Genomic DNA, 21,120 nt, shown 5'->3' on the forward strand with positions numbered 1-21,120 from the left:
CTTTATTTGGAATGCGTTTAAACTTTTCATAATTGGCTAAAAAATGGTTCTTTTATACTTCAATCAAAAAAGTTTAAACCAGTTCTTGATATAACAAAAACATCATCAATAAAATAGTTTGAAAGGTTTTGCTTCTCATCTGCGCCTGGTAATGGTGGTGATTTAACTTCGTTTGGTGTTTTTCTATTTGGAAAATTACGATAAGCACCTGTTCTAAACGATACTCTTTCTACAGATTTCACAGCCATTAAAGCAGGTACGTTTTCTGCAATTAGTTTATCGTTTATCATTATAGAATAACGACCCAAGTTATGTGTATTTAAGTTAATTTTAATAGTGTACCAATCTCCTATATTAAAGCGCATTAACGGTTTCATACCTGAACTTTCGGTAGTTTTTATAAAATTATCATTATCGAATGTTATTTGTATAGGGCCGTTCCCAAAACGGTCTGTTATGTTAATGTCAAATTGAGTTGTATCTATGACAGCAACTTTCACTTTAACACTTAAGGCAATGTTTGTTCCTTCTTTAAACACTCGAATGGCGCGACTGTAATCACAAGGATCTTCATCAATTAATTGAATACATTTATTACCATTGCTTTCTTTAACCAGTCTTGTTTTGGCCCATTTTGTTGAATAGGTATTCCAGTCTGTAATGGTGCCTTCAATAGCCATATTTTCAAAATCATCGTTTACATCTTCATTAACCTCATATTTAATTGGCGTTGGAATACGACATACCCATATATCTTCTTTGTTCATGCTGTAAGTCATCCACATATCAGTACCTGGAGCATCTCCATTTCCTGGAGTAATTCCTCTCATATAACAAGGTCCAAAATCTTTCCATCTTCCATAAAAGCGTCTTGGAGGAACTTCTGCTTGCACTAACAAAAGATTATCATAAATAATACCATCGTTACTCGTAATAACAGACATTGGAAAACGGTATTGTGTTTGGTCTATTGGGTTATATGAGATTGCATATTTACCATCTTCGGTCTGTTGCCCCCACATTTTTCCTCCAGACATAACTAAGGTATTTGCTTTAATTGGGTCTGAAAATGTTTTTCCACCATCGTCGGAAAGCGCTGTGTAAGACTTTTTCCAAAGCCCTACAATTTTCCCATCCTTACGTTTGTACCAATTAAAAGCTTGTTCAGATTTATTAAAGCTATAGAACCCATCTTTACCGTTATCTTCTTCAAACCATTGAAGTGTTCTTAATGTATCTTTTAACAAAGCATCGCAAGCAGCAACAAAGCCTTTATCTTTTGACTTTTTATAAAAAGGATAAGAAGTATTCGTTTCATTCCATTCTGTTTGGCTATCATATCTTATAAAATAAATAGGTCCCATACTACCATCTTTATAAATTTCGCGAACAACGCGACCAATACCTTGTTTTCCAAATGGATTTTCGGTGTGACCGTAGAATGCTAAAGTAAGTAATCTTCCGTCTGGTGCTACATAAAACCCCATGCGTTGGTGCATCATATAACCTGTGGAGCCTTTTGGAATAGCCACTCCTTCTGGAGCTTGGTACGGAGGAAAAGCGACCTTAGGAAAACTCCAATCTCTACCATTTTTTGAAGTCGTTAACATTGTTTGTACTGGTGGCATATGTTCGTCTGCTTCCCCGCTAATATACTGCTGATAAAACTGCCCGTTCCAATATGCTAAATTAGATGCATGATTGTATGTAAAGCCAAACCCATCACTTAATTCTGGATGTGTACGATTGGCTCGCACGGTTTGAATGTTTTCTACACCAATGGCATAACGAAGACCTGCTTCGTGTGTAAACGGATCAATAAATTCCCCACCTATATAGCGAACAGGTTCATAAACACTACCTGTTTGTGCCAATATACATTGGAAAAACATACTGAATATTATTATAGTTAAATACTTCATTTTTTTATATGCTATTTAAACTATTTATTTTGAGTTGTCTTCAATTTGTTCTTTGAAAACTATCTATCTGATAATTTTTTCAATTTTTATGGCCCAAGCTTCTTTACAAGGCAAATTATTTCTTAATTCCTCTGGAATAATGACTTTAAAACCGTCTTCTAATTTTGTCCATTTTAATGCCTTTTTAGAACCAAGCATGGTTATTTTAGTCCCTTTTTTAGGATTGATAGATTTTACAACAACTTCAGAAGAGATTTTATCTTCACCCTCTTTCGCCATATAAAATAAAAACACATTACCTTCTTTATTTTGCGTCATACAAATGTTGTTTTCTTTAAATGGTTCTATAGGTTTTGTGTTGTATATAGCACTACCATTTACTTTCAGCCAAGCTCCGTAATCTGTTAATAAGTTATATGCACCTTGTTGCCATTCGCCATCAGGTCCTGGAGCCACATTTAACAATAAGTTTCCGCCTTTTGCAACAATATCAATAAGCATGTGAATGCCTTGTCTACCTGTTAAATATTTAGCATCTGGTGTGTAAGACCATCCGCCGCCAGAGGTAATACAAGATTCCCATGGATAAGGCAATGTTTTTTCAGGAACGCGATTTTCTGGTGTTAGGTAATTTTGATTTTTGCCGTGTACCGCTCTATCAACAACGATTAAACCGGGTTGTTTTTGGCGTGCTTCTACCACCAAGTCGTCCATTTTAATATCTTGCTCAACTACTCTATGTTTTATAAATCCATTTCCAGATGTATTCTCTGCAAATTTCTCGTCATAATTTTGTTTGACATTTAAACTATCTCTTTTTCTTACCCAGCCACCATCTAGCCATAGAATATCAACTTTACCATAATCTGTAAGTAATTCTAAAATTTGATTATGAGTAAAATCTACATACTTTTTCCATTTTTCAGGATATAATATTGGATCATAATTCACATTTCTATCAAAAGGAGGAAAATAAGGATCCCAATAGTTTTCGTTATGCCAATCTGGTTTAGAAAAATAAGCCCCTATCCACATACCTTCGTTTCTAAATGCGTTAAAAACTTCTTTAGCAATGTTTGCTTTAGGATTTGTACTAAAAAGACATTCAGGATTTGTAACTTTATAGTCTGAATACTTTGTATCAAACATATTGAAGCCATCGTGGTGTTTTGTTGTGAATACCATGTATTTAATCCCAGCATCTTTAGCAGCTTTAGCCCATTTTTCTGGATTAAATTTTGTTGGATTAAAGGTTTTCTTTAAGCCTTCGTATTCTTTTACATATTCAAAATAGTTTTGAGGATTGCTTCCCTTTTTACGCTCACACCAACCATAATCTTCAGGACATATGGACCACGATTCTACAATACCCCATTGACTGTATGTTCCCCAATGCATTAACAATCCAAATTTTTTTCCTTGCCATTCATCTAAATTTTTTAAAACTAATGGATCTGTTTCAGGTACATATCGTTCATCTTCGTAAATGGCTTGCGAAAACATCTTGACAGTAAATAACATGATGATAATTGCTATTCTATTCTTCATTTTTGTGATTTTTAATGCTATTAATTATTGTTACTATTTAATTACTTTTTTTCTTTTGACTACTTAAAGAATATGGTACGTTTTCAGATTTGCTTGCCCAATTTTTATTGGGCGAACTTCCTAATTGAAATGCTAATGTTCCCCCATTTTGAATATCTTCAAACGTTACAAAACTATTAGAATAGGGTTTCCCATTTAAACTTGCAGACTCTATGTAAAAATTATCTTTTGAATTGTTTTTTGCATCAATTTCAAAAGTATTACCGTTTTCTAAATGAAGTGTTGCTTTTTTAAATAAAGGACTCCCAATCGCATACTGATTAACCCCTGGAGTTACTGGATAAAATCCTAAAGCACTAAACACATACCAAGCGGAGGTTTGTCCGTTATCTTCATCACCACAATAACCATCTGGTGTTGCAGCGTATAATTTGGTAAGTACTTCTCGTATTTTCTCTTGTGCTTTATAAGGTTCTCCTGCATAATCGTACAAATAAATCATGTGTTGAATGGGTTGATTGCCATGCGCATAATTTCCCATATTAACCACTTGCATTTCCCTAATTTCATGAATGGTCTGTCCATAATAGGAATCATCAAACGTTGGCGGCATTTCAAAAACTTCATCTAATTTTGAAGCAAATTGTTTTTTGCCTCCCATTAAATCTATCAACCCTTGAACATCTTGAAATACTGACCACGTATAATGCAGGCTATTCCCTTCGGTAAACGCATCGCCCCATTTTAAAGGATTAAATGGTGCTTGAAAACTACCATCTTTATTTTTACCACGCATTAAATTTGTTGAAGGGTCAAACACATTTTTATAATTCATGGCTTGTTTGAAGTATTTATCTGCTATTTCTGTTTTTCCAAGTTTTTCTGCCATTTCTGCAATAGTAAAATCGGCATAAGCATATTCTAAAGTTCGTGCTGCATTTTCATTGATTCCTACATTGTACGGCACATAGCCTAACGTGTTGTAATAGTTTAACCCTTCTCTACCAACAGATTTTACAGGTCGTCCTGCTTCAACCGTTGCATTTTTTAAAATCGCTTCAAACAAAATATTTACATCTTTCTCTTTAACATTGCCTTTTAAAAAGGCATCAACGACTATAGGCGCCGAGTTTGAGCCAACCATACAGTCTCTATGACCTGGACTTGCCCATTCTGGAAGCCAACCAGATTCTTTATACGCATTTGCCAAACCTTCCATAATATGACTATTCAAATCTGGATACATCATATTAAAAAATGGATACACCGCTCTAAACGTGTCCCAAAAACCATTGTCTGTAAACATGTAGCCTGGAAGTACTTTCCCGTTATATGGACTGTAGTGTACAACTTCATTGTTCTTGTCGAACTCGTAAAATTTTCTTGGAAACAACAAAACACGGTATAAACATGAATAAAATGTTCTGATATGGTCTATATTATCGTCTTCTATTTGAATTCTATTTAATTCCTTTTCCCATGTTTGTTTTGCTTTTTCTTTGGTTTGTTCAAACGTATCTGTTCCAATTTCTCTATTTAAATTTAATTCTGCTTGCTCTGGACTAATAAATGATGATGCCACTTTAACGTGAACAACTTCACCCTTTTTGGTTTTGAATCCAATAATAGCTCCAACATGATCTCCTTCACTTGCAGTTGAATTCTCGATTAATTTCCAGCCATCGGTCCATGTATCTGTGATTTCAAAATCTTTATCAAATTCGGCTACAAAATAGTTGTAGAAATTATCGGGAACACCACCACTGTTGTTTCTACAATAGCCTATAATTTTACGTTCTTCAGGAATAATTTTAACCATTGACCCTTTAAAAAACGCGTCAAGAAGAATGTATGATGTTTCAGATTTTGGAAATGTGAACTTAAATTGCGACGCTCTTTCTGTTGGAACAACTTCAGCTGTTACATCATAATCAGCTAAATAAACCGAGTAATGATAGGGTTTTACAGTTTCAGCTTTATGTGAAAACCACGATTCACGTTCGTCTTCTTGAAATTTCAAATCGCCCGTAACCGCCATTAACGAAAACGCTGCATAATCATTAATCCAAGGACTGGGTTGATGAGTTTGTTTAATGCCTCTGATTTTATTGGAATCGTATTTGTAAGTCCAACCATCTCCCATTTTAGATGTCATGGGTGTCCAAAAATTCATTGCCCAAGGTGTTGCAATAACCGGATAGGTGTTTCCATTGGATAAACTATAATCTGAATCGGTTCCCATCAATGGATTTACAAAATCTACCAAATCAGTATTTTGAACCATACAATTTGCATTGGACTGTTCCTTTACTTGATTACATGACATATTAAGTAATGCCATAAAACACACTAATAATTTAATCTTGTTATCTAATCCTTCCATTTAATTACTTTCTATTACTTGTCCTTTTTCTCTGTATAAATCAACTTCTCCATCCAATTGTATGGCAATAACGGTCACATCTTGGTCTTGTACATCTTCGGGTAAATCTATATATAACAACCCTGGCACGTCACTCCAGTATTGTTTCCCAACCACATTAGTTTTTAATTTTGTACCATTACCAACTACCCAAGCTCTGTTTACTTTATTTTTCAAGCCTTTTATTAACAAGGGACCGTTGGGTTTGTTATCAACATACAAATACAAAATGGTTTTGTCTTTTGACAACGCTGTATAACCATTAAAATGTCCAAAAGGAATGCCTGCACGTGTACCATAAATAGCACTCTTGTGTTTGTTAGTCCATCTACCTAGACCTTTTAAAATATCTATTTGTTCTTGTGGAATAGTGCCATCTGGTTTAGGGCCGATATCCAATAGTAAATTACCGCCCATACTGATACAATCAACCAAAATGCGAATAATTTGATTGACAGATTTGTAATTGGTGTCGTTTGGTTGATAGCCCCAGGAATTGTTCATGGTCATGCACAACTCCCAATATTTACTATCTGGTTTTGTTATTGGGATGCCTTGTTCTGGTGTGGCATAATCACCATAGCCTTGCAACCTAGAATTGATGATGGTTGTTGGCGTTTTTTCTAATAATAAATTACGGATTTCTTTGGCTTTCCACTTTTCGGCCGATTGTTCCCAATCACCATCAAACCAATATAAATCAGGGTTAAATTTTGTTAATTCTTCTATTTGTCCGAAATTAAATTTGGTGAATTTTGCCCATCGTTTTGCATCATCTGTATATCGTTTTTCATCTCTTAAAAAATTAGGGTAATTAGGGTTTGACCAATCAAGCAACGAATAATATAAGCCTATTTTCAAGCCTTCTTTTCTAGCGGCTTTTACAAATGGTGTTAGTACGTCTTTTTTTGCAGGTGTTCTTTTCACTACACTTAAATCACCTTGTTTGGTATCCCAAAGGGCAACACCGTCGTGGTGTTTTGTGGTGATTACGGTATATTTTGCGCCACTTTCTTTGATTAACTTAGCCCAATATTCGGGATTATAATTTTTAGCAGTAAACCCTTCTAATTGTTTCATATAATCTTCATATGAAATGTAATTATTATGAAAAGACCATGATTCATCAATCCCATTTACAGCATAAATTCCCCAATGAATAAAGATCCCTAATTTGGCATCTTTAAACCATGCCAAGCGTTGGTCTTTGGGCAATTCGTTTTCCTGCCCGACAACTTGATGTATCGTTAGAAAACATAAAATCAATATAATCTTTAAACTCTTCATTCTTTTTAATTGACTAATATTTCATCAACAAACAACCAAGCATCACCTCCACTTGGTGTCGTTTTTAAATTGGTTGCCATCACTTTTACAAACTTTGCTTTTATGGGGTCAAAATCAATTTTAAAATCTTTTAACTCTGTTTTTGAATTGATTGCAAATGGGCGTTCAATATATCCAACTTCTTTATAACTTTCTCCATCTTCAGAAACATATACTTTTACAGATGTTGGAAAATAAATACCAGACCCTTGACTTTCTATTGAACCAACAGTTACTTGATGTATTGTTTGTTCTTTTTCTAAATCTATAATAATTCCCATGTCATCTCCCAACCATGCTTGCCATTGCCCATCATGAAAATTTTCGGTTCCACGCAATGCATTGACCATTCCAAAAGCACCAGCTCCTTTATAATTATCACTGTATGGTGTTAAATAAGTAACCTTGTGCGCTACCGCTTTATGAAATTTGATAGTATCTGTAAAAACCTTACCAACTGGTTTATTGTTTTTAAACAATGACGCCTTTACAATAGTTGTTTCATTAAGTGCTATTGAATCTGTGTATTTTGTAGCAGTTTCATCCATAGGTTTATCACCTAAAACATAACGAATATCTGCGTTTGGAAATTCATTTTTTAACGATATATAAACAGCCTTCTTATCTAAATCCACACTGACTTTAGAGGTTATTAAATACATACTTTTAGCATAGTTGATACCCAAATAATCATAGCGTTTGAACATGGTTTCAATTCTCGAAGAAAAATCATCCCAATCGCGCGATTCTTTTGGACTCCATAAAACTTCAGACATAGCAGCTAATCTTGGAAAAATCATATATTCAGAATGCTCTGTTGTTGGTATGTATTCAGCCCATAAATTAGCTTGACCTCCTAGCACATGTTTTGCTTCTTCGGGTGTCATAGTCTCTACAACAGGATCAAATTCATAGACTTTACTTATAGGAAGATAGCCTCCAATTGACAAAGGCTCTTCGTTTTGAGGCCCTTGGTAATGGTCAAAATAGCAATATGTTCCTGGTGTCATTATTACGTCATGCCCTTGTTCTGCTGCTTCAATTCCTCCTGCCGTACCTCTCCAACTCATTACCGTTGCCTGAGGTGCTAAACCGCCTTCTAAAATTTCATCCCATCCTATTATTTTTTTCCCTTTTGAATTAATAAATTTCTCTATTCTTTTTACAAAATAACTTTGTAGTTCGTGCTCATCTTTAAGGCCTTCATCTTTGATTCTTTTTTGGCAATTGGGGCAAATCTTCCAATGAGGCTTTATGGCTTCGTCACCTCCAATATGAATATATTTTGATGGAAATAATGGTAAAACTTCATTTAACACATTCTCTAAAAACAAAAATGTATCTTCTTTGCCCGCACAATAAATATCTTTAAATACACCCCATGATTCTTGTACAATTTTTACCTGACCTTTCTCTTGTAGTTCTTTTGAAGCTTTAGACATCATATTGTGTGGAACACTGGTTGGCTCATCTGGAAAACAACTTAAATAAGGATATGCTGAAATTGCTGCACTACTATGACCTGGCAATTCAATTTCTGGAATAATGGTAACATTCTTATTTGTAGCATAAGCAACGATGTCTTTTATTTGCTCCTGTGTGTAGAACCCACTCTCAATTTTATTGTCATTTTTAATTCCTGGATAATGTCCTACTATAGTTCCGTTTCTAGAAGCACCCACTTCTGTCAATTTAGGATACTTTTTTATTTCAATTCGCCACCCTTGGTCATCAACTAAATGCAAATGCAATACATTCAATTTAAGCATTGCCAAGCGATCTATAGTTTTCTTTACATAATCAACATTAAAAAAATGACGTGATACATCCAACATCAACCCTCTATATTGAAACCGTGGCTGATCTTTAATCGTTAAAGCTGGAATGACCCATTCTATATTTGAAACAACAGCTTTACTTTCAATAGCAGCGGGAAGCAATTGTCTGATAGTTTCGAATCCATAAATAAAACCTGCATTATCTTTAGCCGTTATGATAACACGGTCTTTAGTTACCGTTAATTGATACGCTTCCTCTTTTAAAGTATCATCAACATTAAATTGTATATAATTGCTTTTTGGAGCAACATGGGTCATTTCTGGTTCCCAACCAGTAGCCGCCTCAAATTTTGAAATTAAAACCCCAGAGATTTCCTCTTGAAAGGCATTCGCAACGACAAACTTGGTATCTTCTGAAAACTCAAAAGTCCCTTCTGAAAGTTTTAACTCTACTGGTTTAGGAATTATTTGAATGTCCTTTTCTGTAAATACCTTTTGCTTGGCACATGAACAAAAAACCGTGACTAAAATTGCGATTAAAATTGGATGTAATGTCTTCATTTTATTTATTTTAAAGATGGCGTAATTTTAAATTGGTACTGGTATGTTTTTGCTTTAAGTAAGTATTTTTCCATAGGCCATGCTCCCCAACTATCAATCCCTCCTACTCCCATTTGTTTATAATCAATTTTGAAACTTGTTAAATCTCTTTCTTTTATGTCTCCTGCATGTCTTTGGTGCTTTTCTAAGCCGTCATCTAAATCCTGGGTTAAATAATGCAATGCCGTCATGCCAAACAAATCATTAGACTCCACACGCAATTTTATGTTATTGTTTGATAAGTCAAGCCATCTAACATCGGTTTTATTACCCGTTTCTTGTGGACGGATATACGGGTAATATTGTTCTGAAACAGTTTGATTATAAAGCCCAACTTTAGCACTGTAATTTCTGTCGATATAATTTTCATAAGGTCCTCTTCCATAATACGCTATAGTATTGAATGTTTTTGGCAATATCATTTCCATACCAAACCTAGGCAACATGGGTGTTTCTTTGTTTTCATTCATTTTTAATGATTGTTTCACCAACAATTCACCATTGCTATTTATTTCATAATTTAATGTCAATTTTGAAGATACTTGAGGTAAATTATAAACTGCTTTTATATTGGTTTTATGATCTTTTGTGGTTGTATATGCCCAATCTATCAACGTTGGATTGTCCATAGCTTCTTTCCAAGCCCTCAGTTTTATTTGCAAATTTGCTCCCATATCATTATCATTTGGTGCTCTCCAAAAATCTGGTCGCAATTGATAGCCTTCTTTTAAAATAGCTTGATTTTCGAAAGTATAATCAGAAATAAATCCTGTTTCTTTATCAAAGGTTATTTCTGATTTATCACTTTTAAATGTGATGCTATTTGCTGTTTTATCAACCAGAAATTTTGCTAAACCTTCCGTTTTTATATCATTTTTCCACTGGCCTTTGTAATGTAATTGTTCGGTAGCAATTTCAAAATCTTTAGGCAAAAAGGGTTCTTCTTTTTTCAACTGATAACTGACATTGATAAATGCTTCTTGAAACTTTTTCCCTTCTAATTGAATTGGCAAAACATAATTTTTGGATTCTTGTGGATTAATATCCAAATGCTCAATAGTGCCCTTACTATCTACAACACCATCCAAAACAAATTGCCAATGTAAACTCACATTAGACAAATCTTTAAAGAAAAATTCATTAAAAACTTTTATACTTGCTATCTCTTTCTTTTCCCAAGAAGTTAAAATGTTTTGATATACATTTCGCATTTCAAAAGCATGTGGATTGGGCTGACGCTCTGGGTTAAAAACGCCATTGTTTAAAAAGTTATTATCACTCGGAACATCTTTTGGCCCAAAATCTCCTCCATAAGCAAAAATGACCGTACCGTCTTCTTTTGTTTTATAAATGGATTGATCGATCATGTCCCAAATAAAACCACCTTGAAAGTTTTTGTGTGCTCTAAACTCATCCCAATAGTCTTTAAAATTACCCATCGAATTTCCCATAGCATGTACATATTCGCTAAGAATATAAGGACGCCTAGGGTTTGGGTTAGCAACAATATAGTCTTCCATTCCCGTAGGCGCACTGTACTGCGGATTGATAATATCGGAATCCCAATCAAATTTCATGCTTTTCCCATCCCAACCCGCATAAGAAGCTCTTTCGTACTGTATTGGTCTTGATGAGTCTCTGTTTTTTAACCACAAATATGCTCGGTAAAAATTGTATCCATTACCTGCTTCATTACCCATGCTCCAAATAATGACAGACGGATGATTTTTATCCCGTTCAACCATCCGGCTTATTCTTTGAAAATGAGCCAACTCCCAATCAGGTTTATTTCCCAATGTTTTATTAAGTTCATACCCCATGCCGTGCGATTCTAAATTGGCTTCATCTACAAGATAAATACCGTATTGGTCACACAATTCATAGAAATATTCATCATTAGGATAATGTGACATTCTAAGCGCATTGATATTGTATTGCTTCAATAACTTTACATCCTCTTCCATTCTAGCTCTAGAAATCGTCTGCCCTGTGGTAGGATCTGTTTCTTGACGGTTCACGCCTTTTATATAAACCGCTAATCCATTTACAAAAAGTTGCCCGTCTTTAATTTCTATTTTTCTAAAGCCAACATTTTGCGAAATGACTTCAACAACTTTACCTTTTTTATTTTTTAATATGAAGTTGACTTGGTATAGATTAGGAATCTCTGCACTCCATTTTTTTGGGTTTTTTACTGAAAAATTAAAAGTTTCTTTGTGAGTTGATTCATTTAGAGTTAAACTTTTTGAAGTAATAAGTGTTTCTTTATCTTTTAATTGAACCTCTAATGTATAATGATCTTTCTTTTTAAAATCTGAAAATTGCGTTGTTATTTTTAAAGTGCCGTCTTCATAAGAAGCATCTAAATCTGGACGCATTTCAAAATCGATTAGGTGCGATTTGTTTCTTGTGTATAAATACGTATCTCTTGTAATGCCACTCATTCTCCAAAAATCTTGGCATTCTAAATAAGACCCGTCGCTCCATTTCATAATTTTAAAAACGATGGTGTTTTTACCAACATTTAAGAATTTACTAAGATTGAATTCTTGTGGCAACTTTCCATCTTCACCATAGCCCACATAAACACCATTAACCCAAACGGTAAGATTCGATTTTGCGGCACCAACATGAAGAAAGACATCTTTGCCTTTCCAATTTTCATCAATAGTAATGTCTCTTCTATAAACGCCCGTAGGATTATATTCAACAGGAACAAACGGTGGATTTACAGTCATCCAATGTGCAAAATCATACGTTGTATTGGTGTAAACAGGATAGCCATAGCCGTTTACATCCCAGTTGGCTGGGATTTTAAAATCATCCCATGATACATCTTTAAAATCTGTTTTTTCGAAGTCTTTTGGTAGATCATTTGGACTTTCTAAATATTTGAATTTCCAGATACCATTTAAGTTTAAATAATTTTTTGATTGTTTCCAGTCGCCCTTTTCTGCTAGCGCTTCGTTTTCATATACATAATACGAAGCATGCATAGTCATTCTATTGTCTTCATTAATCTTTTCATTTAACCAAAAAGGCTCGCTGTTTTGAGCCTTAATGGTTAATGATGCTATTAAAAATCCAATGATGTAAGCGGTGTTTTTCATTTTTTTAATTATACCAAGACATTTTAAACTTTGCATCTTCCATTCTGCTTCCTTTATCTTCATCATAAACGGCATAGTTAAAACCAGACCTTAAACTGTATCCAGCATGTTCTCCTTTTTTATTGACCGCTATAAAACCAACTTGCAAATACTCCATATCTTTATGATTTTTATGCTTGTTATAAATGCGCTCTACAACTTCTTTACAAGCTTCAAAAGGCGTTCTTCCATGACGCATTAATTCGACCACCATGGCACTTCCTGCTGTTCTTATTACCGCCTCGCCTAAACCTGTTGCTGCAGCTCCACCAACTTCATTATCTAAAAATAATCCTGCACCAATAATTGGGGAATCGCCCACACGACCATGCATTTTCCAAGCGGCACCACTTGTGGTACAACCTCCTGATATATTTCCATCTTCATCAATGACCAACATACTGATGGTATCGTGGTTTTCAATATTTATAACGGGTTTGTATTTAGATTCTTCCAACCATTTTTTCCAATCTGCTTCTGATTCTGGCGTTAACAAATTTTCTTCTTTAAAGCCTTCCTCTAATGCAAATTGAAGAGCTCCTTCACCAGATAACATGACATGTGGTGTGTTTTGTAAGACTCGTTTCGCTACCGAAATAGGATGCATAATCCCTTCTAAAAAACAAACCGATCCGCAATCACTATTATGATCCATTATGCATGCATCTAGTGTTACTTTGCCTTCTCTATCGGGATAACCACCATAACCAACACTTCTTATTTTAGGATCGGCTTCGGGTATTTTCATGCCTGCCTCAATGGCATCTAAGGTTGGTTTTCCGTTTTTTAATTGTTTCCAAGTTTCTTCATTAGCTGGTAAACCATGATTCCATGTAGAAATAATCAATGGTTTTTTTTGAGCTTTTATGATTGCAGATGTTTCTACTGATTCAGTTTTTTCTATATTTTTAGAACTTAACAGTGTACTTACTCCAATAGTTCCTAAAGCCGTTTTTTTTATAAAATCTCTTCTGTTTGACATATGCTTATTTTTTAATTATAAATTTTAGAGGATAATGCCATTTTGTTTTTAGTATTTTTATTTGGGGAATTTCCCATGGTAAAAGCCAAAACGCCTCCTTGCATAATTTCTTTATGTGTGATATAATGTCTATCTATTTTTTCTCCATTTAAATTTATGGATTCTATATAGATGTTACTATCACTATTATTAATTGTTTTAATCACAAACGTTTTACCATTTTCTAAATGAATGGTTGCTTCATCAAACAAAGGAGAACCAAAAGCATATACACCTTGAGCTGGATTTACAGGATAAAACCCTAAAAAACCCCATATATACCATGACGACATTTGTCCGCAATCTTCATTTCCACAATGTCCATTAGGTTCATTTTTATATTGCGTTTTTAAAATTTCTCTGACCAATTTTTGGGTTTTCCAAGATTTACCAATATAGTCGTATAGATAGGCTACATGATGACTCGGCTCATTTCCATGTGCGTATTGGCCAATCATTCCTGTACTGAAAATAGGCAATTTGTCTTCTGGTAATGGATTTAAAGAGAACATAGAATCCAGCTTTTTTTCAAAAGCATCACTTCCTCCAACTAATTCTATTAAACCTTCAATGTTTTGAGGCACCGACCAAAAGTATTGCCATGCATTGCTTTCGCAGAAATAAGGCGTATACTCTTTAGGAATAAATTCCTTTATAAAATGACCATCTGCCAATTTTGGACGCATAAATGTGCTTTTTGAATCGTAAACGTTTCTCCAATTTTCAGAACGATTTAAAAAGTAATTATAGTCATCTGTTTTATTCAATGCTTTTGCAAATTGAGCAACACACCAATCGTCGTAAGCATATTCTAATGTTTTTGAAACCGACCAGTTTTCATTTTTATCATCAGCAGGAACATAACCTAAGGTTTTATAAACATCTAACTGTCTTGAATTGACCATAGAACTTTCTTTGCTAGCCTGATAGGCTAAACCCACATCAAACTTTTTAATGCCTTTAAAATAAGCATCTACAATCACAGGAATGGCATGATTGCCAATCATCATGTTGGTTTCATTACCCTGCATAGACCAAACCGGAAGCAAGCCTGTTTCTTTATAATGTGCCAGTAACGAATTCACCATATCCGATACACACTTTGGATGGATTATGGTATATAATGGGTGAGCTGCTCGATATGTGTCCCATAATGAAAAAGTATCGTATCTATCAAAACCATCTGCTCTCATAATACTATCATTAGCACCTTTGTATTCGCCATCATAATCGCTTAATAAGGTTGGTGCTAACATAGATTGATATAGCATGGTATAGAAAATAACCTTCTTATTTTCATCGGGTGTTGCAATCGTTATTTTTTCCAGCTGTTTTTCCCAAATGTCATTTGCTTTTTCTTTGTAGGCTTCAAAATTAAAATCGGGTGCTTCTACTTCAAGAGATTTGTAAGCACCGTGTATGGATGCTGTTGAAAGTCCTGTTTTTAAAATAATAACTTCATTATCAGAAGTCTTATAATTTAAAATGATTTTTGAATTTTTAGCATCAACTGGATTTGTTGCAAGCGTATCGTTCTTAAAAATCTGGTACGATTTGAAAGGTTTTGAAAGCTGTATAACAAAATAGATGCGTTGATCCTTTGCCCAACCTGTAGATTTTCTATAACCCTCAAGAGTTGTACTGTCCACCACATGAATATAAGTATCTGTTGGTGCATCCCAATTTAAGGCATAGCCTAAATCGATATGAATTTGTGATAAACTATCTTTTGGAAAGGTGTATTTATGAATGCCTGTTCTAGCGGTTGTCGTAAGTTCTGCTTTAATGCCATAATCCAATAAATCTACTTGATAATATCCTGGTGACGCTTTTTCTTTATCATGAGAAAATCTAGAAAATGGTTTATAATTATTGGCTGCAATTCGTTTAGAAAACCTGCTATTTTTAGGCATCACTAAAATATCGTACAAATCGCCAGCACCTGTCCCTGTCAAATGGGTGTGTGAAAAACCGGTAATAATTGAATCTTGATAGAAATAACCTGCAATTCTGTCCCAACCAGGAATACCAATATCGGGGCTTAATTGCACCATTCCAAAAGGAACAGTAGCTCCAGGATAGGTATTCCCTGGGCCGTCTGTACCAATAAAAGGGTTTACGTAATGAGTTAACGTTATAGAATCTATACTTTTAGATTGCCCGCAATTAAATAATAACGATGCACATACTAAATATATAAAACCATATTTACTCATTACGTTCTTTATTTTAAGCTAGCTTTCGTTTCTTTAATCGTCTTTAAGTTTGCTTCGGTTAAAGCAGGTCCATCAAAAAAGCAAATGCCTTTAGCTCCATTTTCTTTTGCCAACACAATAGCCTCTTTTAGTTCCTCTTCAGTTTTAAATGCTGGTAAATAAATACCTGTATTTACTTTAGTTCGTTTACCTTCTAAATCTGTTACGCCTTGTTTTGTTGCATAACCAACCCAATCTACTTCTTCATTATAAAACCCATGGTAAATCATTGGGTACACCTCATCAATATCCCATTTATCCCAACGTTGACGAACCATATGATCTGCCATTTCTGGATAAGGAAATACGGCAGCTGTTAAGTTTTTATCGTACTTATGTACAATTTTATAAGCATCATCCACCACAGACTTAATCGCATTTAACCTAAAGTTTTTCCACTCCATATCTATGGATGTGTTTTTGCTTTTTCTAGGATCTTTATGATGAATTTTCTCGAATGCTTTCACACACTCATCACAATAGCAAAAATCAAATTGTGGTAATTCTGTATCCTGAACCAAATTGTATTTTGGAAGCAATCCTATTGGTAAAAAGATATCTGAAAAACGAATGTAGTCTAAATGTACACTTTCAATACCATCAACTTTTGCCAAACCTTCAACCAAACTTAACACATGGTTTCTTGATTCTTTTCTTGTTGGACATAACCATTGGTAATAATCTACATACGGGCGTGTATCGTAACACGATTTCCCTTCCTTACTAACGGTATACCATTCTGGATGTTGCAGTGCTATGGAATCTCCTGGTCTATTCATAGCCATAATCCAAGCATGTACTTTTAAACCTTGCTTGGTAGCAACTGGTACTAATCGTTTTAATAACTCTGGATCTGTTCCTGTGTTTATTAAAACCTCATCTATCCCAGCACTTTTGTATTTTTCAAATTCTTTGGTGTACGCTTCATTAGTTTTTTTGGCATCGGCCGAAATCCAAACGCCAAAGTCAAAAGGTGTTTTTGCTTCTGTCGTTTCTGATGGCTCAGTACTGGTTGCTTCTGTTTCTTTATTCACACATGAAAAAATACCAAGTGTAAATACAATAAGGCTTAGTTTTATGAGTTTCATTGCTTGTTTATTTTGAAATAATTGTACCATCTTCTTTAATGATTAGAGTTTTATTTGAAAAAGGGCTTTTTACTGAAATAGTATACCCCGTTTTATGATTTTCTAAAGAAGGCTTTAATAGGTTACCATCAACAGAAATGGGTTCTTTTGAAATACTATCTATAGACGTTGCCCAAGATTCATGTGTTTTGAAATAAGCTTTTTGGCGCCTGTACAGACTATACAATTCCCATTTAACTTTATCGTCTTGCGGAATATCAAAGCTATCTTTAGCACCAACTTCTTTTGAAGAAAAATAGACATAGCCCCATTTTTCTGGCTCGTGCATATTGATGACGCCCATGGGAGACCATACCCAATTGTACTCGGGAAGAAACTTGCCATTAGCATCTTTTTTCCGGGCATAGCGTCCATCTGTTATGGTGTGTTGCCAATTCACTCTAGAAAAATCTACTCTCCAAAAGCGATCTCTAGGAACATTATCATGGAAATACGATGTTTTGTAAGCAGCCCAAGGAATGGCCATTTCCAGTACCCATCCTTTATCAATATCATTAGGATTGTTTATTGTTCCATTTACTTTAACAGCCGATTTTAACCCTGTAAGCGTCCAATCATTCAATACCACATTGCCTTCTTCTCTGTAAGGTTTGTTTATAAACAAATCCCAAGCGGTATTTAACGCATTTATTTCTAATTCGTAATAATTAAAAGTATCGCCATCTGGATCTATAAACACTTCAAAATCATTATTATAAAAAATGATGGTATCCCGCTGTTTTAAAGTCGCCCAGACATGAGGTTCTTCTAGTTTTGCCAAGATGTAAAAATACGTATCATCCCAAAGTATTTTTACTTTTGTATTGTATTTAGGTTTATTTACACCTTCAATATCAATAAAAGCATCAGACCATTGGGCTTTATCCCAAGATGCATCAGACTCATCTCCATCAATAACAATATTTTTAGCAGTTTTATATGCTATATATTGTTTTGGAATTAGTTCCTTACTAGGTTGGGCACAACCCAATAAAGAACTACAAAAAGTTGCTATTACTAATAACCTCAGTTGTAACTGCATAATTTTATAAACTGTTGTTTTTTGTGAATTCAATAACTTCACTTAGCTTTCCAAATGCCATGGCAACAACCGTATCGGCAGCACCATAGTAAACGGCTAATTTATCTTCTTTGATATCATGCAATGCTGCACATGGAAATACCACATTGGGCACATCTCCATTTTGCTCATAAGATACGGCTGGCCCCAATAAATAAGGTTGAGTTCTATATTTTACAGTATCGGGTTTGTTTTCGTCTAATATAGCTGCTCCCATGGCATAACGGAATCCGTTACAGGTGTTAATAACACCATGATATAACATCAACCAACCTTCATTAGTAAGAATTGGGATGGGTCCAGCTCCTATTTTAGTACACTGCCATGCACTATCTACAAAAGGCGCGGCCTTCATAACACAACGATGCTCTCCCCAATATTTCATATCTGGACTATAGCTAATATAAATATCGCCAAAAGGTGTATGTCCGTTATCACTCGGACGGCTTAACATGGCGTATTTCCCATTTATTTTCTGCGGAAACAATACCCCATTTCTGTTAAAAGGAAGAAAGGCATTTTCACACTGAAAAAATTCTTTAAAATCGAATGTATAACAAATGCCAATTGTTGGTCCATTATACCCATTGCACCAGGTAATCCAATAGCGGTCTTCAATAAACACAACACGCGGATCGTATTTATAATCAGACTCTATCATGTCTGTGTTTCCTGCTTGCATCACAATAGGTTCGTGGTTGATCTCCCAATGGATACCATCTTTACTAAAACCTGCAAAAATATTCATCTGCACCGCTTTGTTATCACATCTAAAAACACCTGCGAAGCCATCTTCAAAAGGCACAACAGCACTATTAAAAATACTGTTAGAGGATGGTATTGCATATCTGTTTATAATGGGGTTCTCAGAATACCGCCACATGACGTCATTGCAATTTTCAGGTTTATCTTGCCAAGGAATATTACTCACTTTTATTATTTTTTATTATTGAACTTCATTTGATTTTTTCTTCAATTTAAGATAGAGTGGATTAATATAGAACTTAATTTATTAATCTTCTAATCTTCTAACTTTATCTAACCATGTATATTTTAAGATGATTGTGGTCACCAAAAAAACAGATAATGAAACCAGTGTTTTTGAATAATCTCTAATTAAAAGAAATATAGGTAACACAATCATGCTTGATTGCCACACAATTCCTATAACACAGTTTAACATATCACCTGCAAAATGATTATTTGTTGTAAAAGATTTATCTTCAGATTTTAATGTTTTATAAACAGGAGCCCAAAAACCCCATGGTCTTACATTTTTGTAAAAATCTTTTAAAACAAAAATATCTGTAGGCCTAGTCAATAATGTTCCTAACAAACATCCTATAATAGAAACCCCAAATATTATTGGAAATAAATAGATGGCTTGTAATTCTGACAAATTATATAACCATGATCCCACTTCAAAATTTCCTTTATTTTGATCTAATACAAATTGAAGCGATGCCACTAAAAGTCCTGAGAGCATGCCCCAAAAATAGCCCCAACCATTAAAACGCCACCACACCCATTTTAAAAAATTAGCTGCTACGTAGCCACCATACAAAGCACTTGTAATCCAAAGTGTTAGTGAATTAATAGAATCTGCAAAAAAGCCCATAAAGACACCCAAGCCTACAACCAAAAACGATGCTATGTGACTCATTTTAATATAATGCTCACTCGTAGCTTTAGGCTTAAAATACTTTTTATAAATATCATTTACTATATAGGCTGGCCCAGAATTTACAAAAGCAGAAAACGTTGACATAAACGCTGCCAAAAGACCAGCAAGAAGCAACCCTTTAATACCTACGGGCACATGAAAATTGATGATTCTTGGTAATATGATTTCTAAATCAGAACCATTAAGTGATGGGTTCGCAGCCATTTCTGGAGCTAACGTAACAAGTGCAATAACGACAATACCAGCAATTAACAAATATCTTGGGATAAATAAAATTAGGTTGGTAAACCCACTCATATAAGCTGCTTCTTTAACCGATTTTGTGGAAAGTATTCGTTGCATATCAAAACCTGGCGTAGGCCCTGCAATACTTGCGAAAAACCCCTTGAATAAACTCATCCCAATTAAAGCTCCAAACATTTTGTAGCCTTCAGAATCAATTAAATTATTAAAGGCTTGGTATTTAGAACTCCAATGTGTGTCTAGCTCCCAGCCAAAGAAAATATTTCTCCATTCTTCTGAAATCACAGCATTTATTTGAACATCTGTAAAATAAATAAGGGTATATCCTGCAACAAGTACCCCCGCAATAACCATAATGCCATATTGTAACACTTCGGTAGCAACTACAGAAAACATACCTCCTTTAACGGTGTAGATAGTCGTTAATAAAATAATAATCAAGGCATACGATTGATCTGAATTAAAGATAAGGGTGTCATCAAATTGAAGTGTCATATCCCAAGGCAAAATAACTGTCATAAATTTACCTATGCCTTCAAAAAAGTAAGCAATGAATCCAATGGCAGAAACAATAGCAAAAACAGCTACAATAATATGAGATGCTTTACCTGCTTTATCATTTCCAAAGCGTGTTAAAATCCACTCAGACCCCGTCATCACTTTAGATCTACGTATCCAAATAGCTAAGAACATCATCACAAAAATTTGGTTCCAAATGGGCCAAAGCCACATGAACATAAAACTTTTAGCGCCATATAGAAAAAGCCATCCAACCATTAAGGAAGTTCCAGAAATATCAAACATTCCAGAACCATTGCTCAATCCTAAGTAGTACCATTTAATGGAATTTCCACCAAGAAAATAATCGTCCAATCCGTTTGACGCTTTTTTAGAAATCCAAATACCAACACCTATGGTTAACAGGATATAACCTATAATAATACTTAAATCAATAATATCCATA

Annotated in this window: 12 protein-coding genes; all 12 read right to left on the reverse strand. The window is 34.6% G+C overall.

Features of this window, described 5'->3' with window-relative positions:
- Positions 1-59: 59 nt before the first annotated feature.
- The gene (locus DKT72_RS08635) at positions 60-1,922 is read right to left on the reverse strand and encodes a sialidase/neuraminidase family protein (RefSeq protein WP_111308336.1); all 1,863 of its coding nucleotides are present in this window, start codon (positions 1,920-1,922) and stop codon (positions 60-62) included.
- A gap of 63 nt (positions 1,923-1,985) precedes the next feature.
- Positions 1,986-3,470 (reverse strand): alpha-L-fucosidase, encoded by a 1,485-nt coding sequence (locus DKT72_RS08640; protein WP_111308337.1) that lies wholly within the window; start codon positions 3,468-3,470, stop codon positions 1,986-1,988.
- Positions 3,471-3,507: 37 nt separating this feature from the next.
- Positions 3,508-5,853, reverse strand: a complete 2,346-nt coding sequence (locus tag DKT72_RS08645; protein WP_220628106.1) for a GH92 family glycosyl hydrolase — start codon at positions 5,851-5,853, stop codon at positions 3,508-3,510.
- Positions 5,854-7,179: an alpha-L-fucosidase gene (locus tag DKT72_RS08650; RefSeq protein ID WP_111308338.1), complete on the reverse strand. Its 1,326-nt coding sequence runs from the start codon at positions 7,177-7,179 to the stop codon at positions 5,854-5,856.
- A 5-nt stretch (positions 7,180-7,184) separates the two neighbouring features.
- Positions 7,185-9,557, reverse strand: coding sequence for a glycoside hydrolase family 20 protein (locus DKT72_RS08655; RefSeq protein ID WP_111308339.1), 2,373 nt, complete (start codon positions 9,555-9,557; stop codon positions 7,185-7,187).
- A 5-nt stretch (positions 9,558-9,562) separates the two neighbouring features.
- Entirely contained in the window at positions 9,563-12,772 is a 3,210-nt protein-coding gene (gene lacZ / locus DKT72_RS08660; RefSeq protein WP_235841663.1) for a beta-galactosidase, LacZ type, read from the reverse strand.
- A complete protein-coding gene (locus DKT72_RS08665; RefSeq protein ID WP_111308340.1) occupies positions 12,711-13,727 on the reverse strand; it encodes a glycosylasparaginase in 1,017 nt (338 codons plus the stop codon). The genes lacZ and DKT72_RS08665 overlap by 62 nt, the downstream gene beginning before the upstream one ends.
- 11 nt (positions 13,728-13,738) lie before the next feature.
- Positions 13,739-15,982, reverse strand: coding sequence for a GH92 family glycosyl hydrolase (locus DKT72_RS08670; RefSeq protein WP_111308341.1), 2,244 nt, complete (start codon positions 15,980-15,982; stop codon positions 13,739-13,741).
- Positions 15,983-15,990: 8 nt separating this feature from the next.
- Complete coding sequence (locus tag DKT72_RS08675; RefSeq protein WP_111308423.1) at positions 15,991-17,109, reverse strand: putative glycoside hydrolase; 1,119 nt, start codon at positions 17,107-17,109, stop codon at positions 15,991-15,993.
- A gap of 7 nt (positions 17,110-17,116) precedes the next feature.
- Positions 17,117-18,190 carry a carbohydrate-binding family 9-like protein gene (locus tag DKT72_RS08680; RefSeq protein ID WP_111308424.1) on the reverse strand — a complete coding sequence of 358 codons (1,074 nt, stop codon included), beginning with the start codon at positions 18,188-18,190 and terminating at the stop codon, positions 17,117-17,119.
- Between the two features lie 4 nt (positions 18,191-18,194).
- Entirely contained in the window at positions 18,195-19,160 is a 966-nt protein-coding gene (locus DKT72_RS08685; RefSeq protein ID WP_111308342.1) for a glycoside hydrolase family 130 protein, read from the reverse strand.
- A gap of 81 nt (positions 19,161-19,241) precedes the next feature.
- Positions 19,242-21,119: a sodium:solute symporter family protein gene (locus DKT72_RS08690; RefSeq protein ID WP_111308343.1), complete on the reverse strand. Its 1,878-nt coding sequence runs from the start codon at positions 21,117-21,119 to the stop codon at positions 19,242-19,244.
- Position 21,120: the final 1 nt, after the last annotated feature.

Origin of the sequence: Confluentibacter sediminis, assembly GCF_003258355.1 — a bacterium.
In the GTDB taxonomy this organism is placed as follows: domain Bacteria; phylum Bacteroidota; class Bacteroidia; order Flavobacteriales; family Flavobacteriaceae; genus Confluentibacter; species Confluentibacter sediminis.

What these genes read in the sequence shown, in the direction of transcription:
- DKT72_RS08675 (WP_111308423.1), bottom strand. Translation starts at nt 17,109, where the DNA reads ATGAAACTCATAAAACTAAGCCTTATTGTATTTACACTTGGTATTTTT.
- DKT72_RS08665 (WP_111308340.1), bottom strand. Translation starts at nt 13,727, where the DNA reads ATGTCAAACAGAAGAGATTTTATAAAAAAAACGGCTTTAGGAACTATT.
- DKT72_RS08680 (WP_111308424.1), bottom strand. Translation starts at nt 18,190, where the DNA reads ATGCAGTTACAACTGAGGTTATTAGTAATAGCAACTTTTTGTAGTTCT.
- DKT72_RS08635 (WP_111308336.1), bottom strand. Translation starts at nt 1,922, where the DNA reads ATGAAGTATTTAACTATAATAATATTCAGTATGTTTTTCCAATGTATA.
- DKT72_RS08650 (WP_111308338.1), bottom strand. Translation starts at nt 7,179, where the DNA reads ATGAAGAGTTTAAAGATTATATTGATTTTATGTTTTCTAACGATACAT.
- lacZ (WP_235841663.1), bottom strand. Translation starts at nt 12,772, where the DNA reads ATGATGAAGATAAAGGAAGCAGAATGGAAGATGCAAAGTTTAAAATGT.
- DKT72_RS08645 (WP_220628106.1), bottom strand. Translation starts at nt 5,853, where the DNA reads ATGGAAGGATTAGATAACAAGATTAAATTATTAGTGTGTTTTATGGCA.
- DKT72_RS08640 (WP_111308337.1), bottom strand. Translation starts at nt 3,470, where the DNA reads ATGAAGAATAGAATAGCAATTATCATCATGTTATTTACTGTCAAGATG.
- DKT72_RS08670 (WP_111308341.1), bottom strand. Translation starts at nt 15,982, where the DNA reads ATGAGTAAATATGGTTTTATATATTTAGTATGTGCATCGTTATTATTT.
- DKT72_RS08655 (WP_111308339.1), bottom strand. Translation starts at nt 9,557, where the DNA reads ATGAAGACATTACATCCAATTTTAATCGCAATTTTAGTCACGGTTTTT.
- DKT72_RS08690 (WP_111308343.1), bottom strand. Translation starts at nt 21,119, where the DNA reads ATGGATATTATTGATTTAAGTATTATTATAGGTTATATCCTGTTAACC.